Origin of the sequence: Ensifer sesbaniae, assembly GCF_013283665.1 — a bacterium.
Taxonomy (GTDB): Bacteria; Pseudomonadota; Alphaproteobacteria; order Rhizobiales; family Rhizobiaceae; genus Ensifer; species Ensifer sesbaniae.
In genome coordinates this window covers 26,772-49,292 of the sequence record NZ_JABEKU010000005.1, presented here as the reverse complement: position 1 = coordinate 49,292, position 22,521 = coordinate 26,772, and the positions used below count along the sequence as shown (strand labels likewise).

The window sequence follows — 22,521 nt, the reverse complement described above, 5'->3', positions numbered from 1 at the left end:
CTGCAACGATGGGGCAAGACAATCTGCTGGATGAGGCGAGATCGCTATTCAGCGCCACAAGGACCCGACAGCTCTAGACTACAATCCGGCGACACCGGAGAAGCTCGAGCCTGGCAAGATGCTGTATTTCGAACCGCGACTTTCAAAAACCATAACATCAGCTGTGCCACCTGCCATCAGATTGGGTGCCGCGACGCAGACGGGCGACCCATCTTAGAGGCTTAGCCGGCAGCGCGTCGGACGAAACGCGCTGACCGTGCTGAACTCCGTCTTTGGTACTGCTCAGCCGCGGGGTTCATGAGAGAGTGCGATGGTTTAGTGCCGGCGGCAGCTGCGGGGCCCAACGTCAGCGCTCGGCCTCCACGACATCAAGCTAGAAAGGTCACACAGAAGCATCAAAATCCTGTTGGGGACCGCTCAAGAGACGGGAGCGGTCCTCAAGGTTTCAAGAATGTTCTGCGGAGAGGAGACCTCATAGGGATCGGACTCGCAGTTGTCCGAGAGACCTTCCTCTTCGAACCATTTCTCCACCACGCCATCGTTGACCACGGCAGCGTAACGCCAAGAGCGCATCCCGAAGCCAAGATTATCCTTTGCGACCAGCATGCCCATTTTGCGAGTGAATTCGCCGGAACCATCCGGAATGAGATTGACCTTTTCTACGCCCAAGGCCTTACCCCACGCGTTCATGGCAAAGGCATCATTGACTGATAGGCAGTAGACCGACTCGATCCCCGCATCCCGGAACTCGTCATATAGCTTCTCGAAATCGGGCAATTGCCGAGTTGAGCAAGTCGGGGTGAACGCACCGGGAAGCGAAAACAGAACGACGCGCTTGCCGCTGAAGTAATCCTCAGTTGTTCTGACTTCCCACCGGTAGGGATTTGGCCCGTTCACGGTCTCGTCGCGAACGCGCGTATGAAAGGCAACGAAGGGAATTCTTTTTTTCATTGGCATCAGCATTCTCCTTTTATGGCATCAGCATCCTTCGGAAAAGAGCCGGCGCATTCGCCGTGATTGGCAGCTTGGCTACCGACGAGCAAACAGCAAGCGCCGTGCCACTTGACATCCAAACTGCAGCAGCACTGCTTTGTGGCGCGCATGGCCATGTTGGTGTGCGCGTATTGGCTTTGGCCACAAACTCCAGCAGGCGCCTTTCGAGGCTCACCCGTCGGCGTGATTGGCCGGCAGCTGCTGGCGCGTACTATCGCCTGCGAGGCCGATTTGCCGCGTCACGGTTCGGCGTTTCCTGTTGAGTATCCGGCCGCTACTCTTGGCAGAGAACCGACATCTCATGTCGTCCTTGTCGTCCTCCTGACACGGCCGCATCCCCCCGAGCTCCTGCCAGACTTTCGTTTGGTCCTTGAATAGCAATCACAAAGTTACCTCTTCGGCTCGGCAGATTCGATTGGCACGAGACTTGAAACGTCCCCGACACGACGCGGCCAGAATTGCCTTGCGGCAAGCACCCGCGGGCGCTCGGTGTGGTGGAACGAAGAGGGAAGGAAGCAACGTGTCAAATCTAGCTCAAGTCCGCGCTTTGTCGAAAGGGAGAACAGTCCTTGGAGCCGGAATCTCCGATCGGCCCGGTTGGCGACAATTGTCCGAAGTTCTGGGCACCGGAGCCTGGCCGTCCGTAGATCTTAAAATGGATTTCGATCAGTACGTGCTCGCTTGTGTCCTTTCGCGTGCGCTTGAGGAGATCGATGCCGGCGAGGCAACTGCGACAGAGGCAACGGGCCTTTCGCAAGTCGAGCTTCGAGACATCCTGAACCGCAGTTTTCCCGCACCAACGCTTCACGCTTTCTGCCTGGAAGATGTCAGCGATGCGGAGCCCGGCGTGGAGGAGGAGCTTCTGCGCGGTCTGCTGCTCGCGCATGCTCGACCGGGCGATTCAGCGAGCGTACGTTTCGCCAAGATCATAGCCCGCCGTGCTTTACGCCACAACCATCTGTGGAGGGAGCTCGGCCTTTTCGATCGGGTCGAACTCAGCCGATTGCTCTCAACCCATTTCCCAACGCTTGCAGCCGGCAATACCGACAACATGAGGTGGAAGAGGTACTTTTACCGCAAGCTCTGCGAGGCTGAGGGATTTTCGCTGTGCACGGCAGCCGCTTGCCAAGAATGCAAGGAAATGGAGAGCTGCTTTGCCCCTGAGGAAAAGGAAAGTGTTCGCGTGGAGCCCTAGTGGGAGCCAACATTGAGGTAGGCACCGCCGACGCCGGCTGTGGCCGCTGCGCTTCGCCGATTCAGCGTGCCCGGTTTACGACACATGCATGCACCCGTGGAGGCTATCATGTCGATCGCAGAACATTACGCGGAGGTCCGCGGCAAGACACCCCTTTATCGCCATCTCTATGTCCAGGTGCTGGCAGCGATCGCCGCGGGCATCCTGCTCGGGCATTTCTATCCGGATATCGGCACTGAGCTCAAACCGCTCGGCGACGCCTTCATCAAGCTCGTCAAGATGATCATCGCGCCAGTCATCTTCTTGACGGTCGCGACCGGTATTGCCGGCATGACCGATCTCGCCAAGGTCGGCCGTGTCGCCGGCAAGACAATGCTCTACTTTCTAACCTTCTCCACTCTCGCGCTCGTCATCGGCCTCGTGATCGCGAATGTAGTGCAGCCGGGCGCCGGCATGCATATCGATCCGGCCTCGCTCGATATGAAAGCGGTCACCACCTATGCCGAGAAGGCGCACGAGCAGTCGGTCACCGGCTTCCTGATGAGCATCATTCCGACGACGTTGGTCAGTGCTTTCGCCGAGGGCGACATCCTGCAGGTGCTCTTCATCTCGGTCCTCTTCGGCATTTCGCTCGGCATGGTCGGCAACAAGGCCGATCCCGTCGTCGACTTCCTGCAGGCGCTGACGCTGCCGATATTTCGGCTCGTCGCCATCCTCATGAAAGCCGCGCCGATCGGCGCCTTTGGCGCCATGGCCTTCACCATCGGCGAGTATGGCATCGCCTCGATCGCCAACCTCGCCATGCTGATCGGCACCTTCTATCTGACGTCGTTCCTGTTCGTCTTCGTCGTCCTTGGCGCCGTCGCGCGCTACAACGGCTTCTCAATTCTCTCGCTCATCCGCTACATCAAGGAGGAGTTGCTGCTGGTGCTCGGCACCTCGTCCTCCGAAGCCGCACTCCCGGGCCTCATGAACAAGATGGAGAAGGCGGGCTGCAAGCGCTCGGTCGTCGGCCTCGTCATTCCGACCGGCTATTCCTTCAATCTCGACGGCACCAACATCTACATGACGCTTGCGGCGCTCTTCATCGCCCAGGCAACGGACACGCCACTCTCCATCGCCGACCAGGTCCTGCTCCTGCTCGTCGCGATGCTGAGCTCGAAGGGGGCCGCCGGCATCACCGGCGCCGGCTTCATCACGCTCGCCGCAACGCTCTCCGTCGTTCCATCCGTACCGATCGCCGGCATGGCCCTGATCCTCGGCATCGACCGCTTCATGTCGGAATGCCGGGCGCTAACCAACTTGATCGGCAATGCGGTCGCGACCGTGGTAGTGGCGAAATGGGAAGGCGAGCTTGCCGGGGCGCATCTTGCAGCCGCCCTTGCAGGCAAGGCGCCGGTCCATACCATGCCGGCGGTTGTCAAGCCAGCGGAGTAATGCCCTTGAAGCCGGACGATAAGTGCTTTTTTGCGCGACCTATTTCGCAGATCGCGCCCACTTTCTTGCAGCGCGACCACGGGCTGCCTGTATGGGCAGCAGGTATTTACCCCAACACTCCCGCATTCTTGATCGTCGCCGAAGGGGCAAAGAGCGATTTCTGACGGAATTCTCCCGATCGGTTCCGCTCAGATCCTCGACGGCCCACGCAGTTGATGAGTGATTGACAGAAGGGACAAAGCGCGTGAAGACCAACACCATTCCAGATCATGTACCGCGCGAACTGGTGCGGGACTTCAGTCTTTTCAGTTCACCTGGCATGGCTCCGACGCCTAACGGCGATCCGCACGCTGCCGTGGCCTGTGTTCATGACGGCCCACCGATCTTTTACTCTCGGTCCAACACGCGTGATGGGCGAGGTACCTGGGTCATAACACGCGCGAGAGACCAGCGCCGGGTGCTGCAGGATACAAGGACCTTTTCCAGCCATCGCAGCATCTTCGCCTCCGCACTCGGCGAACATTGGCCGGTCATCCCGCTCGAACTGGATCCACCGACCCATGGTGTGTTTCGTGCACTGCTAGATCCTCTGTTCTCATCCGAGCGGGTGATTGCACTCGAGCCGACTATCCGCGAGAGAGCGCGCGCGCTGATCGACCGCATAGCGAGAGAGAGAACCAGCTGTGACGTCATGAGGGATTTTGCCTTGCCCTTCACGGTCAGCGTCTTCCTTAGCTTTCTGGGGCTTTCGCAGAGGCGATCCGAAGTATTTGTTGGCTGGGTAAGCGATTTACTCCACGGTAACGCAGACAAGCGAACGGCAGCAGCCCGGTCTATCGTGGGCTTCATTGACGAACTTGCAGCCAGGCGCCGCAGGACACCAGCTTTCGATTTCATGACTTTTGTCGTGCAGGCGGAGATTGATGGCCGCTCCTTAACAGAAGAGGAAGTCCGTGGCATCGGTGTGCTTTTCTTGGTCGCGGGACTCGACACGGTCGCGGCTGCCATAGGCTTTGACATGGCCTATCTCGCACGCAATCCAAAGGACAAGGAGTTGTTGCGGAACGAACCGGATCGGGTCATGCTCGCCGTCGAAGAATTGCTGCGCGCCTATTCAACCGTTCAGATGATCCGCGTGGCCGCGAAGGATATCGTGTTCGAAGGCGTACCGATCCGCAAGGGTGATTATGTTTCCTGCGCCACTATGATTGCCAATCGTGATCCATCGGAATTCGAGTGCCCTGAGACTATCGATCTGGCACGACGGGGGAACCACCACATCGCTTTTGGCTATGGTCCACACCTTTGCCTCGGAGCGCACCTCGCACGGCGAGAAATCGTCGTTGGCCTACGCGAATGGTTGGCGCGCATCCCGACTTTCCGCATCAAAGAAGGTGCGGCGCCGATTACCCATGGCGGTCATGTATTCGGGATCAAGGATCTTATTCTGACTTGGACCTGATCAGGATCTTGGGGTGGTCAGCCAGATTGGCATGAACTTTGAACGTGCTCCATTGAGCGGTGGCGCCTAGTTGCTAGTGAGCACACTACCACGGGCCTCGAGTACTCGAGATCTCAGGTCCAAGTGGCCGCGGTTTCACGAACCATTACCGCACACTCGGTTGAGTTCTCGTGACGCGTCAAGGTGGAAGCTTAGACCGTCGTAAGCGAAAGGGAAAAACGAGGTGATGAAGACCGCAGAAAGGCCGGCCCTTTTGGGGAAATCTCGAAAACTCCGTTGTCCGGTCCAGGCGGGGCAGCGGCGAGCTTCGCGCCGGAAACCGCGTATCTTCGCCGATAACGCGTGGTCCTGCGGACACGCTTCATAGAATTTTCAGGGACCTCTATTGAGCCGATGCATCAACCAACCATAACCCAACTCTTCGACCGGGAAGCAATCCGCGACTGTCTCCATCGTTACTGTCGAGGGATCGACCGGGCAGACGAGGCCGCTTTGCGCAGCTGTTATTGGCCGGATGCAACTGACAATCACGGAAGTTACTCCGGCTCTGCCGGGGGGTTCATTCAGCTTGCGCTTAGTGTCTTCAAAACCCAGCCGCGCAACATCCACCAGCTTGCAAACATAATGGTCGAGTTCCTGGGCCCGGCAGAGGCCGCGGTCGAAGGTTATTTCACCGCGCTGCAGCGCGGACCCGACGAGGCAGGCGAGATGAGGCAGATGCTCCTGTGCGGACGCTACTGTGATTTGTTTCAGAAAAGGGAAGGGGAGTGGCGCATCTTCGAACGCACCGTAGTCTATGATTGGGTCGAAGAGCAGAGGCCCCCGACGTCCACTGAAGCTGAGCGGTTCGGCCCTCGCCAGCCGATTGGGGCACCGCACCCGAATGATCCCGTCTACGAACTTTTGAAGCGGCGCGCTCCTCTGAAAACTCATCCAAAGAACCGGGTTGGCGGTGGAGAAGAAGAATAATGACGCGACTTCGCTACCCTCCTTTTCCCTCCGCCACCGCCTGCCCGGTGAAGACACGCCTGGACGATTGGCCGATTCAGCCAGGGCGGGTCATCATCGTGACAGGTGCGGTAGGGGGTATCGGCCGTGCGCTGGTCGATATTTTTGCCACGAGTGGAGACATTGTAGTCGCGGTGGACCTTCCAGACAGCGGTGTGATCGAACTGGGCCGTGATCTCGGCCACCCCCATCTCGGCCTTGAGTTCGACGTGTCGCGACAGGACGATGTCCTCGCATTCTGTACCCTTCTGGAAAAACGATTCTCGCAGATTGGAGTGCTCGTCAATAATGCGGGGATAGGGCCGACGATGGCTGCGACCGTCGATACTCCCATCCAAGATTTTCAACGCGCTCTAGCAGTAAACCTCATCGGGCCGTACTCGGTGGCGTGCGAAATCGCCAAGCTGATGAAACCTGGCGCAGCCATCGTCAACGTCGCCTCGCTTGCTGGCCTCCTCGGCAACCCGAAGCGCAATGGCTACGCCGCTTCGAAAGCTGCGCTGATCTCAATCACGAAAACGCTGGCGTGCGCATGGGGTTCGCGCGGCATCCGCGTGACAGCGGTAGCCCCCGGTTACGTGCGTACGCCAATGGTCGCGGAATTAGAAACAGCTGGCAAGTTGGACGTCAGGGCAATAAGGCGCCGCGTGCCGATGGGCCGACTGGCTCGTCCCGACGAGATCGCGCGAGCCGTGCACTTCCTGGCCAGTGAACAGGCAGGTTACATCACCGGATCGACGCTTGTAGTCGATGGTGGCTGGATGTCATTCAACGAGCCAGGTGAAGCCCACCCGACTCAGGGTAGGACGCCCGGAGCAGAACTCTTACGCCCGGTCGAGGGCACCGATGCGAGAACGGTGGTCGTCATGGACGGTGCTAAAGGCATAGGCGCGGCTATCGCTCGCCGCTTTGCCGCGAGCGGCGATACGGTTGTGATCGCTGACGGAGACGGTGGTGCAGCCGTAAAGGTCGCTGACTTGCTCGGCGGCAAGCACCTGTCTAAGCGCGTGGACAGGACAGTCGAGAGCGATGTCGTCGCGCTCTTCGAAGAATTGCGGAAGCGCTTCGGTCACATCGACGTCTTCGTCAACGGCCTTGGCGTGAATGGCACATTCGTCCCCGATATTGAGCAGGCCACAGCAGGGCTCAAAAACACTCTGGGTATAAATCTTACTGGCGCCTTCACCTGCGTGCGCGAGGCCGTGATATCGATGCGACCTGGTAGTGTAATCCTGAATCTCGCATCAAGTTGCAGGCTCTTACCTCTCTCGATGAAGCATGCTTACGCCGCGTACAACGCCGGCCTGGATATGCTTACCCGGTGCATGGCGGCCGAATTCGGGCCACTTGGGATCCGCATAGCCACAGTCGCTCCAGGTCACATCCGCGCGTCTGGCGACATCCAGTGCGAAACGGCTACCGGCACAGGCCCGAGATCGCTCCGACAGGAGATCCCTTTGGGCAGGTTTGGGGAACCGGAGGAAGTCGCCGAAGCCGTCTACTTTCTCGCATCGTCTGATGCCTCCTACATCAATGGCTCGATCCTGCACGTGGACGGAGGCTGGAGCTCGTCCGGAGACGCGGGGAGCTGAGAATTTCCCATATTGGCTGTGGAGCTCTTAACCACAATGAGACCCCTTCGACAGAGTCGCTTCATCGATCATGGGAGCGTGCTCATGAATCGAGGTCGTTCCAGGCACGCCTACATGCCCGTACTGACCGCCCGGTCATCACGAGCTGTGTGATCCCTTCCGCAAACAAGGAGACACCATGGAGTTCGCAACGTTCATTCTGGCTACCCAGCGAGGCTATCATCAATCTTCCGATAGCGTCATCCGCAACTCAATAGAGCAGGCCGTTCTTTCGGAGCAGGCTGGCTTCCGCACAGCTTGGTTCGCCGAGCACCACTTCAACAACTACAGCCTCGTCCCGTCGCCCTTGCTGATGGTCGCCCACTGTGCCGGATTGACGAGCACCATACGCCTCGGCACCGCGGTCTGCGTGCTGCCACTCTATCAACCGCAGCGCCTGTTGGCGGAAATCGGCCTTGTCGATATCGTTGCGAACGGCCGACTCGAGCTCGGCGTTGGTTCGGGATACCAGCAGTTTGAATTCGACCGCTTCGGCGTCAATTTAGATGAGGCGCCGGCCGTCTTTTCGGAATACCTCGACATCTTGCTCAAGGGTCTCAAGCAAAAGATCTTTTCCCACAATGGTCACTACACGCAGATACCTGCGACGGCGATTTCGGTGCGCACCCTTCAAAAGCCGACCCCGCCGATCTGGATTGCCACCGGGTCCTCCAAAACAATGCGCCGAGCCTATCGTGAGGGACACAACCTTTTCGTTACCGCCCTCCATGAGGGCTTGGAAACTCTGGGCCTGCTGCGAGACATCATCCAGACCGCCGCTGTATCCGAGGGCAAGAAGGTCCGTGACGCCAAGCTGTCGCTTTTGCGGTGCTGCTATGCCAGCAATGACGGAGCGGAAATCAACCGCTATCTCGATAACGCCCGCTTTCAGCGCCGGCTGTCCGAGGCCCTGCATCAGCGTCGGCAACAGAGCAAGGACGGCTACATGTTGGAGGAGGTGCCGACGCATCAGGACCTGTCGTTCGATACTATGCGCAAGAACCTGCCCATCGGGAACATAAATCGCGTGATTGACCGCCTTCTGGAGGAGATCGAAGTCTTGAAGCCGGACCAGATTGCAGTTCAGACGCAGTTGGGGGATTTGAACCAAAGAACGATGCTGCGCCAGATAGAGCTCTGGGGAGACAGGATCATCCCAGCAGTCCAGAAATCTCTCGGGCAGCCGGACACTTGAAGTTATCTGCCTGACTTTGACATCAGCTCACCTTCCTCACGCGCTGTCGCACTGCCCGGCAAGTGCAAGCCGGACCTCCAGATGTCGGGTACACATTGGAGCTGAGCTCTTCCTGAGGCACCGGCTCGTGGATCGTCATGGGACGCATACACATTCATACGACAGTACCGATTTGAGCTCCGATGGCCGAATTCAATCGCGGTTTACTCAAGTGAGGGCCGGGAAAGCAGTGTGAAGCACACTTGATCGAACGGCTGGCACTTCAAGTTGACAAAGCCTCCGAGAAGAGCACTCCCAAACCCCTCCTCAGTCCCTGATCGGCAGCATCATCTTGTCGGATCCTAACGTCTGATAGGCAACGCTATACGACAATTGCTGGTTACAATTGTCGGTTCCGCGACAAGGACTTGCTTTGTGATGCGGGTGGTCTCTTTTCCGCATAAGTAGCTGATAACTTAGTACAATGTAACTCTATTCGGTCTACCCGCCGAGTTGGCACGGGTCTTGTAACCATCCTTGCGCAGGCGGCGAAAGCTGCCGGCGACATTCATGTTGCGGGCAACCGCGATGGTTTGAACAAACGAAGGAAAGCAACATGGCAGGTCTGCGTCAAATCGCCTTTTACGGGAAGGGTGGTATCGGAAAGTCCACCACTTCACAAAATACGCTCGCCGCCCTTGTCGACCTCGGGCAGAAGATCCTTATCGTGGGCTGTGACCCCAAGGCCGACTCCACCCGCCTGATCCTGAACTCGAAGGCGCAGGACACAGTACTGCATCTCGCGGCAAAGGAGGGTTCGGTGGAAGACCTCGAGGTGGAGGACGTGCTGAAGGTCGGTTACAGAGGCATCAAATGCGTGGAGTCCGGCGGCCCCGAGCCGGGCGTCGGTTGCGCCGGGCGCGGCGTAATCACGTCGATCAACTTCCTGGAAGAAAACGGCGCCTACGATGATGTCGACTACGTCTCCTACGACGTGCTCGGCGACGTGGTGTGCGGCGGCTTCGCGATGCCTATCCGCGAAAACAAGGCCCAGGAAATCTACATTGTAATGTCCGGCGAGATGATGGCACTGTATGCCGCCAACAACATCGCCAAGGGGATCCTGAAATACGCCCACTCGGGCGGCGTGCGGCTCGGCGGGCTGATTTGCAATGAGCGACAGACAGACCGCGAACTCGATCTCGCCGAGGCACTCGCGGCCAAGCTCAATTCCAAGCTCATTCACTTCGTGCCACGCGACAACATCGTCCAGCACGCCGAGCTCAGGAAGATGACTGTTATCCAGTATGCACCGGAGTCCAAGCAGGCGGCGGAATATCGCGCGCTGGCTGAAAAGATCCATGCCAATTCGGGTCAAGGCACCATCCCGACGCCAATCACCATGGAGGAGTTGGAGGACATGCTGCTCGACTTCGGCATCATGAAGACCGACGAGCAGATGCTTGCAGAACTCCAGGCCAAAGAAGCGGCGGTAGCAGCCGCCCAGTGACTGCCCGCAGGCGAGGTCGGGACTTTACCCGGCGCGACATTCCACCAACGATGCCTCTTCTTGGAGGCATCACCCGAACCGCGAAAAGGGGGCAGGCGAATGAGCCTCGATTACGAGAATGACAGTGCTCTTCATAAGGAGCTTATCACGCAAGTGCTGTCGCATTACCCAAACAAAGCGGCGAAACGTCGCCAAAAGCACCTCAGTGTCGCATCGGATGGTGAGGAGGTCGGCGAGGAAGGCCAGGCCATCTCCGAATGTGACGTAAAGTCGAACATCAAGTCCATTCCAGGCGTAATGACGATCCGCGGCTGCGCCTATGCTGGCTCGAAAGGTGTGGTCTGGGGCCCAGTCAAAGATATGGTCCATGTCTCGCATGGGCCGGTCGGTTGCGGTCAATATTCATGGTCGCAGCGCCGCAACTACTACGTCGGCACGACAGGTGTAGATACATTCGTAACGATGCAGTTCACCTCCGACTTTCAGGAGAAGGACATCGTATTCGGTGGCGACAAAAAGCTGGAAAAGATCATCGATGAGATCGAGGAACTGTTTCCCTTAAGCAAGGGCCTCACCATCCAGTCCGAATGTCCGATCGGTCTCATTGGTGACGACATCGAGGCGGTGTCGCGCAAGAAGGCCAAGGAGTACGAAAAAACAATCGTGCCGGTACGCTGCGAAGGCTTCCGCGGCGTCTCGCAATCGCTCGGCCACCACATCGCCAACGATGCCATACGTGACTGGGTCTTCGGCAACGCCGAAGTCGAATTCGAAACTGGCGCCTACGACGTTAACGTCGTGGGCGACTATAACATCGGCGGCGACGCCTGGGCCTCGCGCATCCTGCTTGAAGAGATGGGTCTGCGCGTAGTCGGCAACTGGTCGGGTGACGCCACGCTCGCGGAAGTGGAGCGGGCCCCGAAGGCCAAGCTCAATCTCATCCACTGCTACCGATCGATGAACTACATCTGCCGGCACATGGAGGAAAAATACGGCATCCCCTGGATGGAATATAATTTCTTTGGCCCATCCCAGATCGAAGCCTCTCTGCGCAAGATAGCCAAGCATTTCGGCCCTGCAATTGAAGAAAGGGCCGAGAGGGTCATCGCCAAGTACCAGCGCCTGGTCGACGATGTGGTTGATAAGTATTGGCCGCGCCTCCAGGGCAAGAGAGTGATGCTTTATGTGGGTGGGTTACGCCCCCGTCACGTCGTCACAGCCTATGAAGACCTCGGCATGCAGATCGTCGGCACCGGGTACGAATTCGCCCACAACGACGACTATCAGCGCACCGGCCATTACGTGAAGAAAGGCACGCTGATCTATGACGACGCAACCAGTTACGAACTGGATAAGTTCATCGAGAGGATTCGTCCCGATCTTGTTGGCTCCGGCATCAAGGAAAAGTACCCGGTGCAGAAGATGGGCATACCATTTCGCCAGATGCACTCATGGGATTATTCCGGCCCATACCACGGCTATGACGGCTTCGCCATCTTCGCCCGCGACATGGACCTGGCCATCAACAATCCGGTCTGGGACCTCTACGACGCGCCCTGGAAGAAAGTGACCGCGCCTGCCTCAGCGGTTGCAGCCGAATAGAAGCGTGGTCTTCCGCGGACAGGAACCTGCGGGAGACCCGACGTCTCAAAAAGTTTTCCTGTGCCGCCGTTTGACGAGGCCAGATGAAAAAGGGTGACCAATATGCCGCAATCGGCCGAAAAGATTCTTGACCATGCTCCCTTGTTCCGCGAGCCGGAATACAGAAAGATGCTAGCGGAGAAGAAGCTGAATTTCGAATGTCCTCACTCCGATCAGATCGTTACTGATCAAGGTGAATACACCAAGACCTGGGAATATCGCGAAAAGAATCTTGCCCGCGAAGCGCTCGTGGTGAACCCAGCCAAAGCCTGCCAGCCGCTGGGCGCGGTATTCGCCGCCGCGGGATTCGAGCGGACCATGTCCTTTGTGCATGGCAGCCAGGGCTGCGTTGCTTATTACCGTTCCCACCTTTCGCGGCATTTCAAGGAGCCTTCATCGGCAGTCTCATCCTCGATGACCGAGGACGCGGCAGTATTCGGCGGTCTGAAGAACATGGTCGATGGGCTCGCCAATACTTACGCGCTCTACGACCCGAAGATGATTGCCGTCTCTACCACCTGTATGGCGGAAGTCATTGGTGACGACCTACATGGCTTCATTGAGAACGCCAAGAGCGAAGGCTCAGTCCCTCCCGACTTTGACGTGCCCTTCGCCCATACGCCTGCCTTCGTCGGCAGCCACGTCGACGGCTATGACGCCATGGTCAAAGGCATCTTGGAGCACTTCTGGAAGGGCAAGGAGCGTACGGAGGCGGCTGGCACGATTAATATCATCCCGGGCTTCGATGGCTTCTGCGTCGGGAACAATCGCGAACTCAAGCGCCTGCTCAACCTTATGGGCGTGTCCTACACCTTCATCCAGGATGCCTCCGACCAGTTCGATACGCCGTCCGACGGCGAATTCCGCATGTATGACGGAGGCACGAAAATCAAGGACGTAAGAGCGGCACTTAATGCGGAGGCGACGCTCTCGCTGCAGCACTACAATACCCGCAAGACGCTCGAGTATTGCCAGGAGTTCGAGCAGGCTACCGCCTCCTTCCACTACCCCCTCGGGGTCAAGGCAACCGACGAGTTCTTGATGAAGGTGTCGGAGATTTCCGGCAAGGAAATCCCAGAGACAATCCGCTTGGAACGCGGCCGACTGATCGACGCCATGGCGGACAGCCAATCCTGGTTGCACGGTAAAAAATACGCAATCTACGGCGATCCTGACTTCGTCTACGCCGTAGCCCGGTTCATCATGGAAACCGGCGGCGAACCCATCCATTGCCTCGCCACGAACGGCACGACCGCCTGGGAAGCCGAGATGAAAGAGCTCCTTGCATCTTCTCCCTTCGGCAAGGATGCCCAAGTCTGGCCTGGAAAGGATCTGTGGGCAATGCGATCGCTGCTCTTCACCGAGCCGGTAGACCTGCTGATCGGCAATTCCTATGGCAAGTATCTCGAGCGTGATGCCGGCACGCCGCTCGTCCGGCTTATGTTTCCGATCTTCGACAGGCACCATCACCATCGTTTTCCGCTCATGGGCTACCAGGGCGGACTGCGTGTCCTAACAACAATCCTCGACAAGATCTTCGACAAACTCGATCGCGAGTCGATGCAGCTTGGTGTGACGGATTATTCTTATGACCTCACGCGCTGAATGCCGCTGCCGGCAAAGACCGGCCCGCCTGTAAATGTAGGAGGTCAACGAAATGTCCTCGCTTAGTGCCAAAATCCAGGATATCTTTGTCGAACCCGCCTGCGAGAAAAATCGCAGGAAGGATGCCGGCGCCCGCAAAAAGGGCTGTTCGAAACCGCAGACCCCCGGTGCGGCGGCCGGAGGCTGCGCTTTCGATGGCGCCAAGGTAGTGCTACAGCCGATCACCGACGTCGCGCATCTGGTTCATGGACCACTCGCCTGCGAAGGCAATTCCTGGGACAACCGAGGTACGGCGTCGTCCGGTCCCACGCTGTGGCGCACCAGCTTCACCACTGATCTAACCGAACTCGACATCATCATGGGGCAGAGCGAACGCAAGCTGTTCCACGCGCTGCGCCAGATCAAGGAAGCCTATGCGCCGCCAGCGATCTTTGTTTATGCGACCTGCGTGACCGAACTCATCGGTGACGACATCCAGGCCGTCTGCAAGCGCGCGGCGGAAAAATTCGGCTTACCGGTGGTGCCGATCAATGCGCCGGGCTTCGTTGGTTCAAAGAACCTCGGTAACAAGCTCGCCGGCGAGGCATTGCTCGATCACGTCATCGGCACCATAGAGCCTGATGACGTCGGCCCTCACGACATCAATATCCTTGGAGAGTTCAATCTGTCTGGCGAGTACTGGTTGATAAGGCCACTCTTGGACCGGCTTGGCGTCCGTGTTCGCGCCTGCATTCCCGGTGACGCGCGCTACCGAGAGGTTGCCTGCTCGCACCGCGCACGCGCAGCCATGTTGGTGTGCTCGACGGCACTCATCAACCTTGCTCGGAAAATGGAAGAGCGTTGGCAAATCCCGTTCTTCGAGGGGTCCTTCTACGGCATCGCCGCCACCTCGGAAGCTCTGCGGCGGATTGCGGAGCTGCTCGTAAAAAGAGGTGCCGATGCACAGATCCTCGATCGCACCGATACACTCATTGCAGAGGAGGAGGCGATTGCGTGGAAAAGACTTGAGGTATATCGCCCCCGGCTCAAAGGCAAGCGGGTGCTCATCAACAGCGGCGGCGTGAAGTCTTGGTCGCTTGTACATGCGTTGATGGAGATCGGCATGGAGATCGTTGGCACCTCGGTCAAGAAATCGACGGCCGGAGATAAGGAGCGCATCAAGCAGGTGCTGAAGGACGACCACCGCATGTTCGAGTCGATGGCGCCTCGAGAGCTCTACACCATGCTATCAGAGCACAAGGCCGACATCATGCTGTCAGGCGGGCGCACCCAGTTCATCGCGTTGAAGGCAAAGACACCTTGGCTTGATATTAACCAGGAGCGCCATCATCCCTATGCCGGCTATGACGGCATGGTAGAGCTGGTCCGCCAGATCGACTTGGCTATTCACAACCCTATCTGGTCCGAAGTGCGGGAGCCGGCACCGTGGGAAATCGATTCTCATGCGGAGGAACAACCGAGTGCGCACACGCTCACCGAGGCTGCGGGTGTCGCACCCTCAAAAACTCGCCGGCACGACGTCGGTGACTTTGCTGAGTGTTGAGGAAAGTCAATGGTTCACGTCTATCCCCAAACCAAATCAGCAACAGTCAATCCGCTCAAGTCGTCCCAGCCGCTGGGTGCCGCGTTAGCCTTTCTCGGCGTCGAGGGTGCGGTTCCGCTGTTCCACGGCAGCCAAGGCTGCACCAGCTTCGCCTTGGTTCTATGCGTGCGCCATTTCAAGGAAACGGTCCCTCTGCAGACTACGGCAATGGACGAATTGGCAACAGTCGTGGGCGGGGCAGGCCATCTGGAAGAGGCGATTCTCAACTTGAAGGAGCGCGCGAACCCGCGGCTGATCGGGATCTGCACGACGGCTCTAGCGGAAACGCGTTCTGAAGATTTCGCTAGGCAAATCGCCAACATCAAAATGATGCGCGCGGAGGAATCTGGCACGGAGATAGTGCTGGCAAACACGCCGGATTTCGACGGCGCCCTCGAGGAGGGATGGTCCAAGGCCGTCGCCGCAATGATCGAACGGATTACGCGGCGGGGCCAGCAGGCGCGTCGCTCGAAAAAGGCAACAGTGATCGAGAGGATTAGAGAGCCTGGCGAGCAGCCGTTGAAGCCGAAGAAACTCGCGATCTTGCCCGGCTGGCATCTGACGGTCGCTGATATAGAGCATTTGCGCGAGATGGTGGAAAGTTTCGGGCTCAAGCCGGTGATCCTTCCGGACCTTTCCGGCTCGCTTGATGGAACGGTGCCTGACCGCTGGATGCCTGTCACCTATGGCGGCACCAGCGTTGAGGATATCCAGGAGTTGGGTACGGCGGTGCAATGCATCGGAGTCGGAGAACATATGCGGCGGCCGGCTGAACTGCTGCAGAAGCTGACGGGTGTGCCATACATCTTATTCCAGTCGCTGACGGGAGTGAGGAACGTCGACCGGTTCGTCTCACTTCTTTCTGAGATTTCCGGCGTGCCGGTACCGGCAAAAATCCACCGTTGCCGCTCACAGCTGCAGGACGCGCTACTCGATGGACACTTACATTTCGCCGGCAAGAAGATCGCGATCGCCGCCGAACCGGACCAGCTTTACCAGTTAGCCACCTTCTTCACCGGGCTGGGCGCCGAGATAGTGGCGGCTGTTACCACTACCGGTACATCAGAAATTCTCCAGAAAGTGCCCGCCGAATCGATCCAGATCGGCGATCTTGGCGATTTCGAAAAGCTAGCCGGCGGCGCTGATCTTCTCGTTACCCATTCGCACGGCCGCCAGGCGGCGGAGCGCCTCGGCATTCCTCTCCTGCGCGTCGGCTTCCCGGCCTTTGACCGTCTCGGCAGCCAGCACAAGCTCACAATTCTGTATCGGGGCACGCGCGATATGATCTTCGAGGCGGCAAACATCTTCCAGGCCAACCAGCACACGCCATCGCCCGAGATGGTCGATGCACTGCGGAAGCGGAGTAATGCCGGATGAATTCGTTTCGTCGCCTGTCGCTCGTCGCTGACGAGATTCACCCGCGGCATCCCGGCGCATTGCGCATCGCGATTGCGACGCAGGATATGAAAGCGCTTAATGCCCATTTCGGATCGGCCAAGCACTTTGCAGTCTACGACGTGACGCGCGACGGCTGGGATTTCGTGGAAGCTGTGAGCTTCGATGACGTCTCCGACGAGACCGGGAAGCATCGGATCGAGGGCGATGACCGGATCACACCGAAGGTGAACGCGTTGAGCGGCTGTCACCTTCTATTTTGTGTGGCTATTGGCGGACCTTCCGCAGCCAAGGTGGTATCGGCGAAAATCCATCCGATAAAGGTGGGGCACCCCGAACCCATTCAAGACGTACTTTCGCGAACCCAGAAAATGCTTAAGGCGGCACCTCCGCCGTGGCTGCGCAAGGCTCTGGCGCAAGCAGGCGTCGCCGAAAAGAAGCCGTTCGAGGAGGAGGACTGATGTCATGAAAAAAGTGTCGGCCACTAGGGGCACGCCTGCTGTCAACGAGTACGAGGCGGTCCTTGCCACCCCTTTCGTCAGATGCCTCACGCGGCTGATCCGCGCTCAGGATGCCTATGGACGGCAGGACGGCGCGTCGGACGCGGAGCTGTTAGCCAAGTTCATCGTCACCGAAGAGCACCGCCGTCAAATCCCGATCATCGGCGATCCCGATCCTGACATGATGTTGAGGCTCAATCTCTTTTACACCGCCGTCGGACTTACAATCGAATCGCACACCGGCTTGGTGGCGTCGCCGGCTATGATGATCAGCCATGAGGGCTTTGGACGAGTGCTCCTCACGACCGGTCGGCTGGTCGTGTTTTCGAAAACAGTGCGCGACGTCCACCGATTTGGCTTCGCGACGCTTCCTAAGCTCGCGGAGGCCGGTGCAAAGTTAGTCGACGATGCGATCGCCGCCATCGAAGCCTATCCCGAAGTGGCGCGGGCCTGACGGTCGACTCGTCAATAATGAACCGTCGGCCCTCACGCCCCTCGAGGGCCGACGTGGGCAGCGGGGCTGATCTCCCCATTACTACCGGTCCCGATGCCGTCACTGCACCAACCTGAGGCGCCAGCATGCCTAGGGTGCTGTGAAGGCCCACGATGACCGTAAGCGCTATTTTCCCCGCACGTTGACGCCGGCGATCTCGACGGATCGCCTTCGAGTTGGAGTGGTCTGGTCAGGCAGCGGCGGTTTTGGCGAAGTTGAAGGGCAGCAGATCGTGAGCGTCCGGCGAATGCATTTTCTGCGTGGTCGAGGCGCAGGGTTAGGGCGCGCGCTTTAGCTCGTCGGTCATTATGCGCTCGATCCTTTCAGGGTCGCATTGTTCATCGACCAAGAACTGACGGACTCCTCCGTGCCATGTCCGGATATCCGCTAGGAACTCCTCGAGGCATTCGACGCCTCTGTCCGTGAAGCCGGTTGTGCCCTCTTCGGTCGTGTTGTGGACGTGCACCATTTCGCCGTAGTCGATATTGTCCGAGTTGGCGGAGATTTCTCTGAGCAGTTCGAGGTTTTCGCCGATCATGGCGGCGACGTTTTCGATCGTATAAATGTGCATCGAACGAGCCATCAGACAGCCTTCTGCAGTGCGGGTCCTGCTGGGAGCATATTCCATGGCAACAGATCTTCCAGCCTGTCTATTGGGTAATCTTTGATCCGGGTTAGCACGTCCGTGAGGTAGGTTTCGGGATTGTGGCCATGCAGTTTGGCCGTTTCGATGATGGTCAGGATATTGGCGATGCGCATCGGCGCGATGACGACAGGCGTGTTGAGGCCGGTGCGGTCGCAATTGCGGCAAGCATATTTAAACCGCACATTCTGCAGGACCTTCGCCTTCACCTCGATATGAAGTTGCTCGGTAACGGTCTCGCCCATGCGATGCATCCGGCCGGCGCAGCAAGGGCACACCTTCTGATCGTCGGGAAGGTCATACTCGATGCGCTCGCTCGGCAGGTTTTCCGGCAACGGTCTGCGGCCGCGCTTCTTTCCTGTCGTACCTGCGACCGCCGGTAACCCCGTGTCCGGCAGGGCGACGACATCGCCATCTTCGCCGTCGGCGTCATCGGCACTCTGTTCGGCTTCATTGAAGATGCGATCAACGTGCTTTTCGCTCTTCGGCGCAAAACGATGCAGCCGCGCAAGCGCCAGCTCTTCCTCGAGTTTGACGACGCGCTGCGAGAGCGCTTCCTTCTCGGCTTTGAGCGCGGCGATTTCGGCAGCGTGTGCCGCCAACTGCGCCTTCAACTCTGCAACATCAGGTTCGCCGGTTCGAGTCATCGTAGTTTTGAATCTGAACCGCCCCGTCGCGTCAACCGCTCAATTTGCGGCCGTCAGCCCGCCACCTGGTATTGCCGAACCGGATGACGGACCATCGCATCGATATCAATGCCATCGAGGATCCAGTGGAGCTGCTCGGTCGTCAGCGTGACGACCGGCACCTCACGGCGCGGCAGCACAAAGCCCGATCGATCGAAGAACAGGAGCTTCATCCGGTCGCGACGGCGGTTGCAGAAGGCAAAAACGGCAGGTGCAAACGGATCGAGCGCCATCGTCTCCTGGACCAGGACCGCAAGGCTGTTGATGCCAGCCGGAAAGTCGATCGGTTCACGATGCAGGTAAACCTTGAGGTCAGCGCCCAGCCTGAACATGACCCAACGCTCCGATTATCGCGGCTAACGCTTTTACATCACCGCATTCCACCATCAGATTCACACCGTTCGGCAGTGACGCGCTCACCTTCGCTAGAAAGGATAGCGGCCGATCCTCTCAGCGTCAGACCGCTGCTCTTCTCCACGCACGGCTGGCCTATCCAACGCGCTACTTTGCATCGGCAGCAGGCTGCCATCCGTGACCACCTGGACCGGAACGAACGCCGATGTTGACGGTAGCGGCACAGGCTGGGCTTGCCGAGCCTTCTTTATCCATTTCCGCAGGAGGTTGGCATTGACCCCGTGTTCAAGCGCGAGGCGCGATACCGAGACGCCAGGTTCAAGGCAGGATGCGACGAGGCGCTCTCTCGAAGCGGCGTCATAGCGACGTCGCCCATCACTACCCACAAGCCTCACCCGCAGCTTTTGATCCGCTTCTTCCATGATTTGGTGTCCACCTATTTTGGTGGACACCTTGTATGCCTCAGAACATTCAGCCGCAAAAGGTGCGCAGAAATTCGCGCTTACCGATGACCAGCAGATCGCCCGGATAAGCTAGGAGCTGAAAAACATTGGACGGCATCGGTTTTGGACGGGTGAGTCATGCCACATCTTCGAAAAATATTCAATGTTGTGCGCATGAGGCATAGCGTGTTTGCCGAGTCTAAGGGGTCTCAAATTACGAGCATTTAACGGAGTGCGCGCTGAACTTTCATTTGGATGGAATCCGAGGTTAGGTAGGCGGTCTTTCTAGACAGGAGCCGTCATTCACGACCGTTGCACATTAACTGCATCCCAAGTTCCGTGAAACCTACGCACTGTTCACGGCGAGCATTCTTTTGAGCGGTTTCCACCCTGACCGTCCTCCACGCCGTGAATTTACCTCAGGTTCGGTTGCAGCGGCGGCTGCACGTCCTTCGGAGATCGGGCGAGTATACGATATGGCTGCGATGCGCGACCGAAGATCTGCCTTAGCCTCTCCAAAAGACCGGCATCGCCGAAATGATCAGAACGAATTCGTAAATCGGAAGATGAAGTGTTGGTTGCAAGCTTTGCTATCGGCACCCTGCCGGAGAAGAGCAATGTGTAGTGATCCAAACGGTGGCGTCGACTTTGTCGGTTCAGCGACACAAGCTCGTTACCAAACATTTCTTTGCCTCTGAATAAAAGACTGAAAAGCAGCAACAAACTCCTTTTCCAGTTCCAGCAGCCAACTGGCACAAGTCTTGAAGACATTCCATTGAGAGGCGCCGAAAACTGCCGATCGGCAGGGATCAACGAAGGAAGGTAACATGGCAGGTCTGTGTCAGATCGCATGCTGCTGCAAGGAGCGCATGGGCACGTTCGCCGCCACGCGCAAGTATGCTCACCTCCCTTATCGGTCTCGGACCAAACATGCATATCGTCAGCGGCGACAGGAGGATCGATTTCAGACGCCTTATCCTGAACTCGAAGGCGCGGGACTGCGCGGCAGCGCCCATACGACCCCGTTTGTCAGCGGCTCCGATCGTTTCCACATCGCCGTCGCGCGTGCGACGCGCGCACCGGCCGGTGGCTCCGCGGACTATGGCGAGGGGTCACGAGGGATTCGGGATGCCCGGACCTGGTCGTATTCACCGACGTCCGCCCTGGGCTTCGAGACGCTTGGGAAGCTCGCCGGCGGCCTTTGCGAAACTGGTCGACAATGCGATCACTGTGATCCATGGGTATCCCGAAGTGGCACGGTTGATGGTCGACCTTGGCGATGACAAAACTCGGCCCTCCCGTTCTCCCGGGGGGGCGACGTCAGGCAGCGGGGCCACTCCCTCCCCATGCCCCACCGGTCCTGCTGCCGCGACCGTCTCAAAGGGCGAGGCTCGAAAAAGCCTCGGCACATTTTTGCAATGGCGGACCGATGATCAGCAGACCGCCCCCGATAGGCTGAATAACAAAAACCGAGATGCGGGCGGACGAGACGGCTGTGACGGATGAGATCGTGTCCGACTTGGAAGACATTCCACGTTCGGCCGCTGCCGAGAGAGCCTGCGTTGGAGACCTTACGATGACCAGTCATTTCTTTACCCGCGATGGCTCGAAATGGATTCCGCAATATCTGACGGCGATTGATGCCGTGACCTGCATTGGCTGCGGCCGCTGCGTCAAAGTCTGCTCGCGCGAAGTCATGCACCTGCACGGTGTCGACGAATCGGGTGAAATCCTCGGCGCCTGCGACGGCGAGGACGAGGACTTCGATGGCGAGCTCAGTCGTATGATCATGGTTATCGACCACGCCGGCCGCTGCATCGGCTGCGGAGCCTGCGCCCGCGTCTGCCCCAAGAAGTGCCAAACCCATGTCGCGGCTGACAAAATTGTCGGTTGATCTGACGGACGAACCAGGAGAACCGGCGTTGCCTTTCAAGTCCTTATGTCGCGTCCTGCAGTTGGTCCTGTGCGCCGACCTTCTAGCCGTCTACTTCGTCTCGCATTCGATACGCAAAGCAATCATTACAGCACTGGGTGCTTCGGTGATTCTTCAAGTTGCCTATTTCGGAAGCGTACTTTTTTTTTGGTTTGGCGGGCTAGGTGCACTCGGACAGCTGTCGAAAGGACCGGGCAAGAAAGGTCCGACTCTGACCATTCCTAATGCGCATGGCTGCAAATGCATTTTGCATGGTGGGAAGCGGCTATCTCGCACTAGCATCGGACGGTGCCCGAAGAACGCATGGATAGAAGACTAAAGGTAGCATGAAGGATGAGGACTAAACGATGACAACATTACCGAATCCCGCTGTTATCCCGGTTCTCGACCACGACAAGGTCGTTACCGCTCCTTTTATCAGGTGCCTGGTGCGATTGATTCGCGCGCAGGATGCCTACGGATCGTGGAAGGAAAAGTGCGACTTTGATGTGCTCGACCACTTTACGGTCGCCGACGAAAAGCGCTGTGCGCTTCCACTCATGGGTGATCCCGATCCGGACGTACTGTGGAGGCTCGACGTATTTTACCAGGCCGTCGGGGTCGCTATCGAGGAGCGCTCCGGCCTTTTGGTATCGCGGACCATGGAAATCAACAATGAGGGCTTCGGGCGCGTGCTTTTTACGACCAGACGGCTCGTCCTTCTGTCGAAAACCCTGCGCGATGTTCACCGATTCGGCTTCAGTTCTCTTCGCAAACTCGCCACGACAGGCGCGAAGCTGGTCAACGATGCGGCCCGAGTCATCGAAGCTTATCCGGACGTGGCACGGGCGTAGCGG

Annotated in this window: 20 protein-coding genes and 1 pseudogene; 16 read left to right on the top strand and 5 right to left on the bottom strand. The window is 58.3% G+C overall.

From position 1 onward, the window contains the following. Positions 1-417: 417 nt before the first annotated feature. Positions 418-957 (bottom strand): peroxiredoxin, encoded by a 540-nt coding sequence (locus BHMPCIPO_RS32455; RefSeq protein ID WP_173520882.1) that lies wholly within the window; start codon positions 955-957, stop codon positions 418-420. A gap of 556 nt (positions 958-1,513) precedes the next feature. Between BHMPCIPO_RS32455 and BHMPCIPO_RS32450 the strand changes: the two genes are divergently transcribed. From BHMPCIPO_RS32450 to BHMPCIPO_RS32390, 13 genes are all read left to right on the top strand, one after another. Continuing rightward, the gene (locus BHMPCIPO_RS32450) at positions 1,514-2,188 is read left to right on the top strand and encodes a nitrogen fixation protein NifQ (RefSeq protein WP_173520881.1); all 675 of its coding nucleotides are present in this window, start codon (positions 1,514-1,516) and stop codon (positions 2,186-2,188) included. A gap of 108 nt (positions 2,189-2,296) precedes the next feature. Continuing rightward, complete coding sequence (locus BHMPCIPO_RS32445) at positions 2,297-3,625, top strand: dicarboxylate/amino acid:cation symporter (protein WP_210266770.1); 1,329 nt, start codon at positions 2,297-2,299, stop codon at positions 3,623-3,625. 244 nt (positions 3,626-3,869) lie between these two features. Continuing rightward, complete coding sequence (locus BHMPCIPO_RS32440) at positions 3,870-5,087, top strand: cytochrome P450 (protein WP_173520879.1); 1,218 nt, start codon at positions 3,870-3,872, stop codon at positions 5,085-5,087. Between the two features lie 393 nt (positions 5,088-5,480). Further along, the gene (locus BHMPCIPO_RS32435; RefSeq protein ID WP_173520878.1) at positions 5,481-6,056 is read left to right on the top strand and encodes a nuclear transport factor 2 family protein; all 576 of its coding nucleotides are present in this window, start codon (positions 5,481-5,483) and stop codon (positions 6,054-6,056) included. Beyond that, positions 6,056-7,687, top strand: a complete 1,632-nt coding sequence (locus BHMPCIPO_RS32430) for an SDR family oxidoreductase (protein ID WP_173520877.1) — start codon at positions 6,056-6,058, stop codon at positions 7,685-7,687. Before BHMPCIPO_RS32435 ends, BHMPCIPO_RS32430 begins: the two co-directional genes overlap by 1 nt. A 178-nt stretch (positions 7,688-7,865) precedes the next feature. Further along, entirely contained in the window at positions 7,866-8,921 is a 1,056-nt protein-coding gene (locus BHMPCIPO_RS32425) for an LLM class flavin-dependent oxidoreductase (RefSeq protein WP_173520876.1), read from the top strand. Between the two features lie 595 nt (positions 8,922-9,516). Beyond that, on the top strand, positions 9,517-10,410 hold the full coding sequence (gene nifH, locus BHMPCIPO_RS32420; protein ID WP_173520875.1) for a nitrogenase iron protein: 894 nt from the start codon (positions 9,517-9,519) through the stop codon (positions 10,408-10,410). A gap of 99 nt (positions 10,411-10,509) precedes the next feature. Continuing rightward, the gene (nifD, locus tag BHMPCIPO_RS32415; protein ID WP_173520874.1) at positions 10,510-12,012 is read left to right on the top strand and encodes a nitrogenase molybdenum-iron protein alpha chain; all 1,503 of its coding nucleotides are present in this window, start codon (positions 10,510-10,512) and stop codon (positions 12,010-12,012) included. 102 nt (positions 12,013-12,114) lie between these two features. After that, positions 12,115-13,656 (top strand): nitrogenase molybdenum-iron protein subunit beta, encoded by a 1,542-nt coding sequence (gene nifK / locus BHMPCIPO_RS32410; RefSeq protein ID WP_173520900.1) that lies wholly within the window; start codon positions 12,115-12,117, stop codon positions 13,654-13,656. A gap of 52 nt (positions 13,657-13,708) precedes the next feature. Continuing rightward, a complete protein-coding gene (nifE, locus tag BHMPCIPO_RS32405) occupies positions 13,709-15,199 on the top strand; it encodes a nitrogenase iron-molybdenum cofactor biosynthesis protein NifE (protein WP_173520873.1) in 1,491 nt (496 codons plus the stop codon). A gap of 9 nt (positions 15,200-15,208) precedes the next feature. After that, positions 15,209-16,615 (top strand): nitrogenase iron-molybdenum cofactor biosynthesis protein NifN, encoded by a 1,407-nt coding sequence (nifN, locus tag BHMPCIPO_RS32400; RefSeq protein ID WP_173520872.1) that lies wholly within the window; start codon positions 15,209-15,211, stop codon positions 16,613-16,615. After that, a complete protein-coding gene (gene nifX / locus BHMPCIPO_RS32395; protein WP_173520871.1) occupies positions 16,612-17,094 on the top strand; it encodes a nitrogen fixation protein NifX in 483 nt (160 codons plus the stop codon). The genes nifN and nifX overlap by 4 nt, the downstream gene beginning before the upstream one ends. Before the next feature lie 4 nt (positions 17,095-17,098). After that, positions 17,099-17,587, top strand: a complete 489-nt coding sequence (locus tag BHMPCIPO_RS32390; RefSeq protein ID WP_173520870.1) for a NifX-associated nitrogen fixation protein — start codon at positions 17,099-17,101, stop codon at positions 17,585-17,587. Positions 17,588-17,903: 316 nt separating this feature from the next. On the opposite strand, the gene BHMPCIPO_RS32385 is transcribed toward BHMPCIPO_RS32390, so the two are convergent. From BHMPCIPO_RS32385 to tnpA, 4 genes and pseudogenes are all read right to left on the bottom strand, one after another. Then, positions 17,904-18,209 (bottom strand): hypothetical protein, encoded by a 306-nt coding sequence (locus BHMPCIPO_RS32385; RefSeq protein ID WP_058326152.1) that lies wholly within the window; start codon positions 18,207-18,209, stop codon positions 17,904-17,906. Further along, entirely contained in the window at positions 18,209-18,916 is a 708-nt protein-coding gene (locus tag BHMPCIPO_RS32375; RefSeq protein ID WP_376741747.1) for a transposase domain-containing protein, read from the bottom strand. Before BHMPCIPO_RS32375 ends, BHMPCIPO_RS32385 begins: the two co-directional genes overlap by 1 nt. A gap of 53 nt (positions 18,917-18,969) precedes the next feature. After that, positions 18,970-19,287, bottom strand: coding sequence for an IS66 family insertion sequence element accessory protein TnpB (gene tnpB / locus BHMPCIPO_RS32370; RefSeq protein WP_173520869.1), 318 nt, complete (start codon positions 19,285-19,287; stop codon positions 18,970-18,972). Beyond that, a pseudogene (tnpA, locus tag BHMPCIPO_RS32365) lies at positions 19,268-19,731 on the bottom strand (IS66-like element accessory protein TnpA). The gene tnpB and the pseudogene tnpA overlap by 20 nt, the downstream one beginning before the upstream one ends. 1,597 nt (positions 19,732-21,328) lie before the next feature. Between tnpA and fdxB the strand changes: the two are divergent. The 3 genes from fdxB to BHMPCIPO_RS32350 are packed head-to-tail and all read left to right on the top strand — an operon-like array spanning position 21,329 to position 22,518. Then, positions 21,329-21,646, top strand: a complete 318-nt coding sequence (gene fdxB / locus BHMPCIPO_RS32360) for a ferredoxin III, nif-specific (RefSeq protein WP_173520868.1) — start codon at positions 21,329-21,331, stop codon at positions 21,644-21,646. Beyond that, on the top strand, positions 21,618-22,004 hold the full coding sequence (locus BHMPCIPO_RS33410; RefSeq protein ID WP_246304815.1) for an exopolysaccharide production repressor protein: 387 nt from the start codon (positions 21,618-21,620) through the stop codon (positions 22,002-22,004). The genes fdxB and BHMPCIPO_RS33410 overlap by 29 nt, the downstream gene beginning before the upstream one ends. Positions 22,005-22,032: 28 nt before the next feature. After that, a complete protein-coding gene (locus tag BHMPCIPO_RS32350) occupies positions 22,033-22,518 on the top strand; it encodes a NifX-associated nitrogen fixation protein (RefSeq protein ID WP_173520867.1) in 486 nt (161 codons plus the stop codon). Positions 22,519-22,521 lie beyond the last annotated feature (3 nt).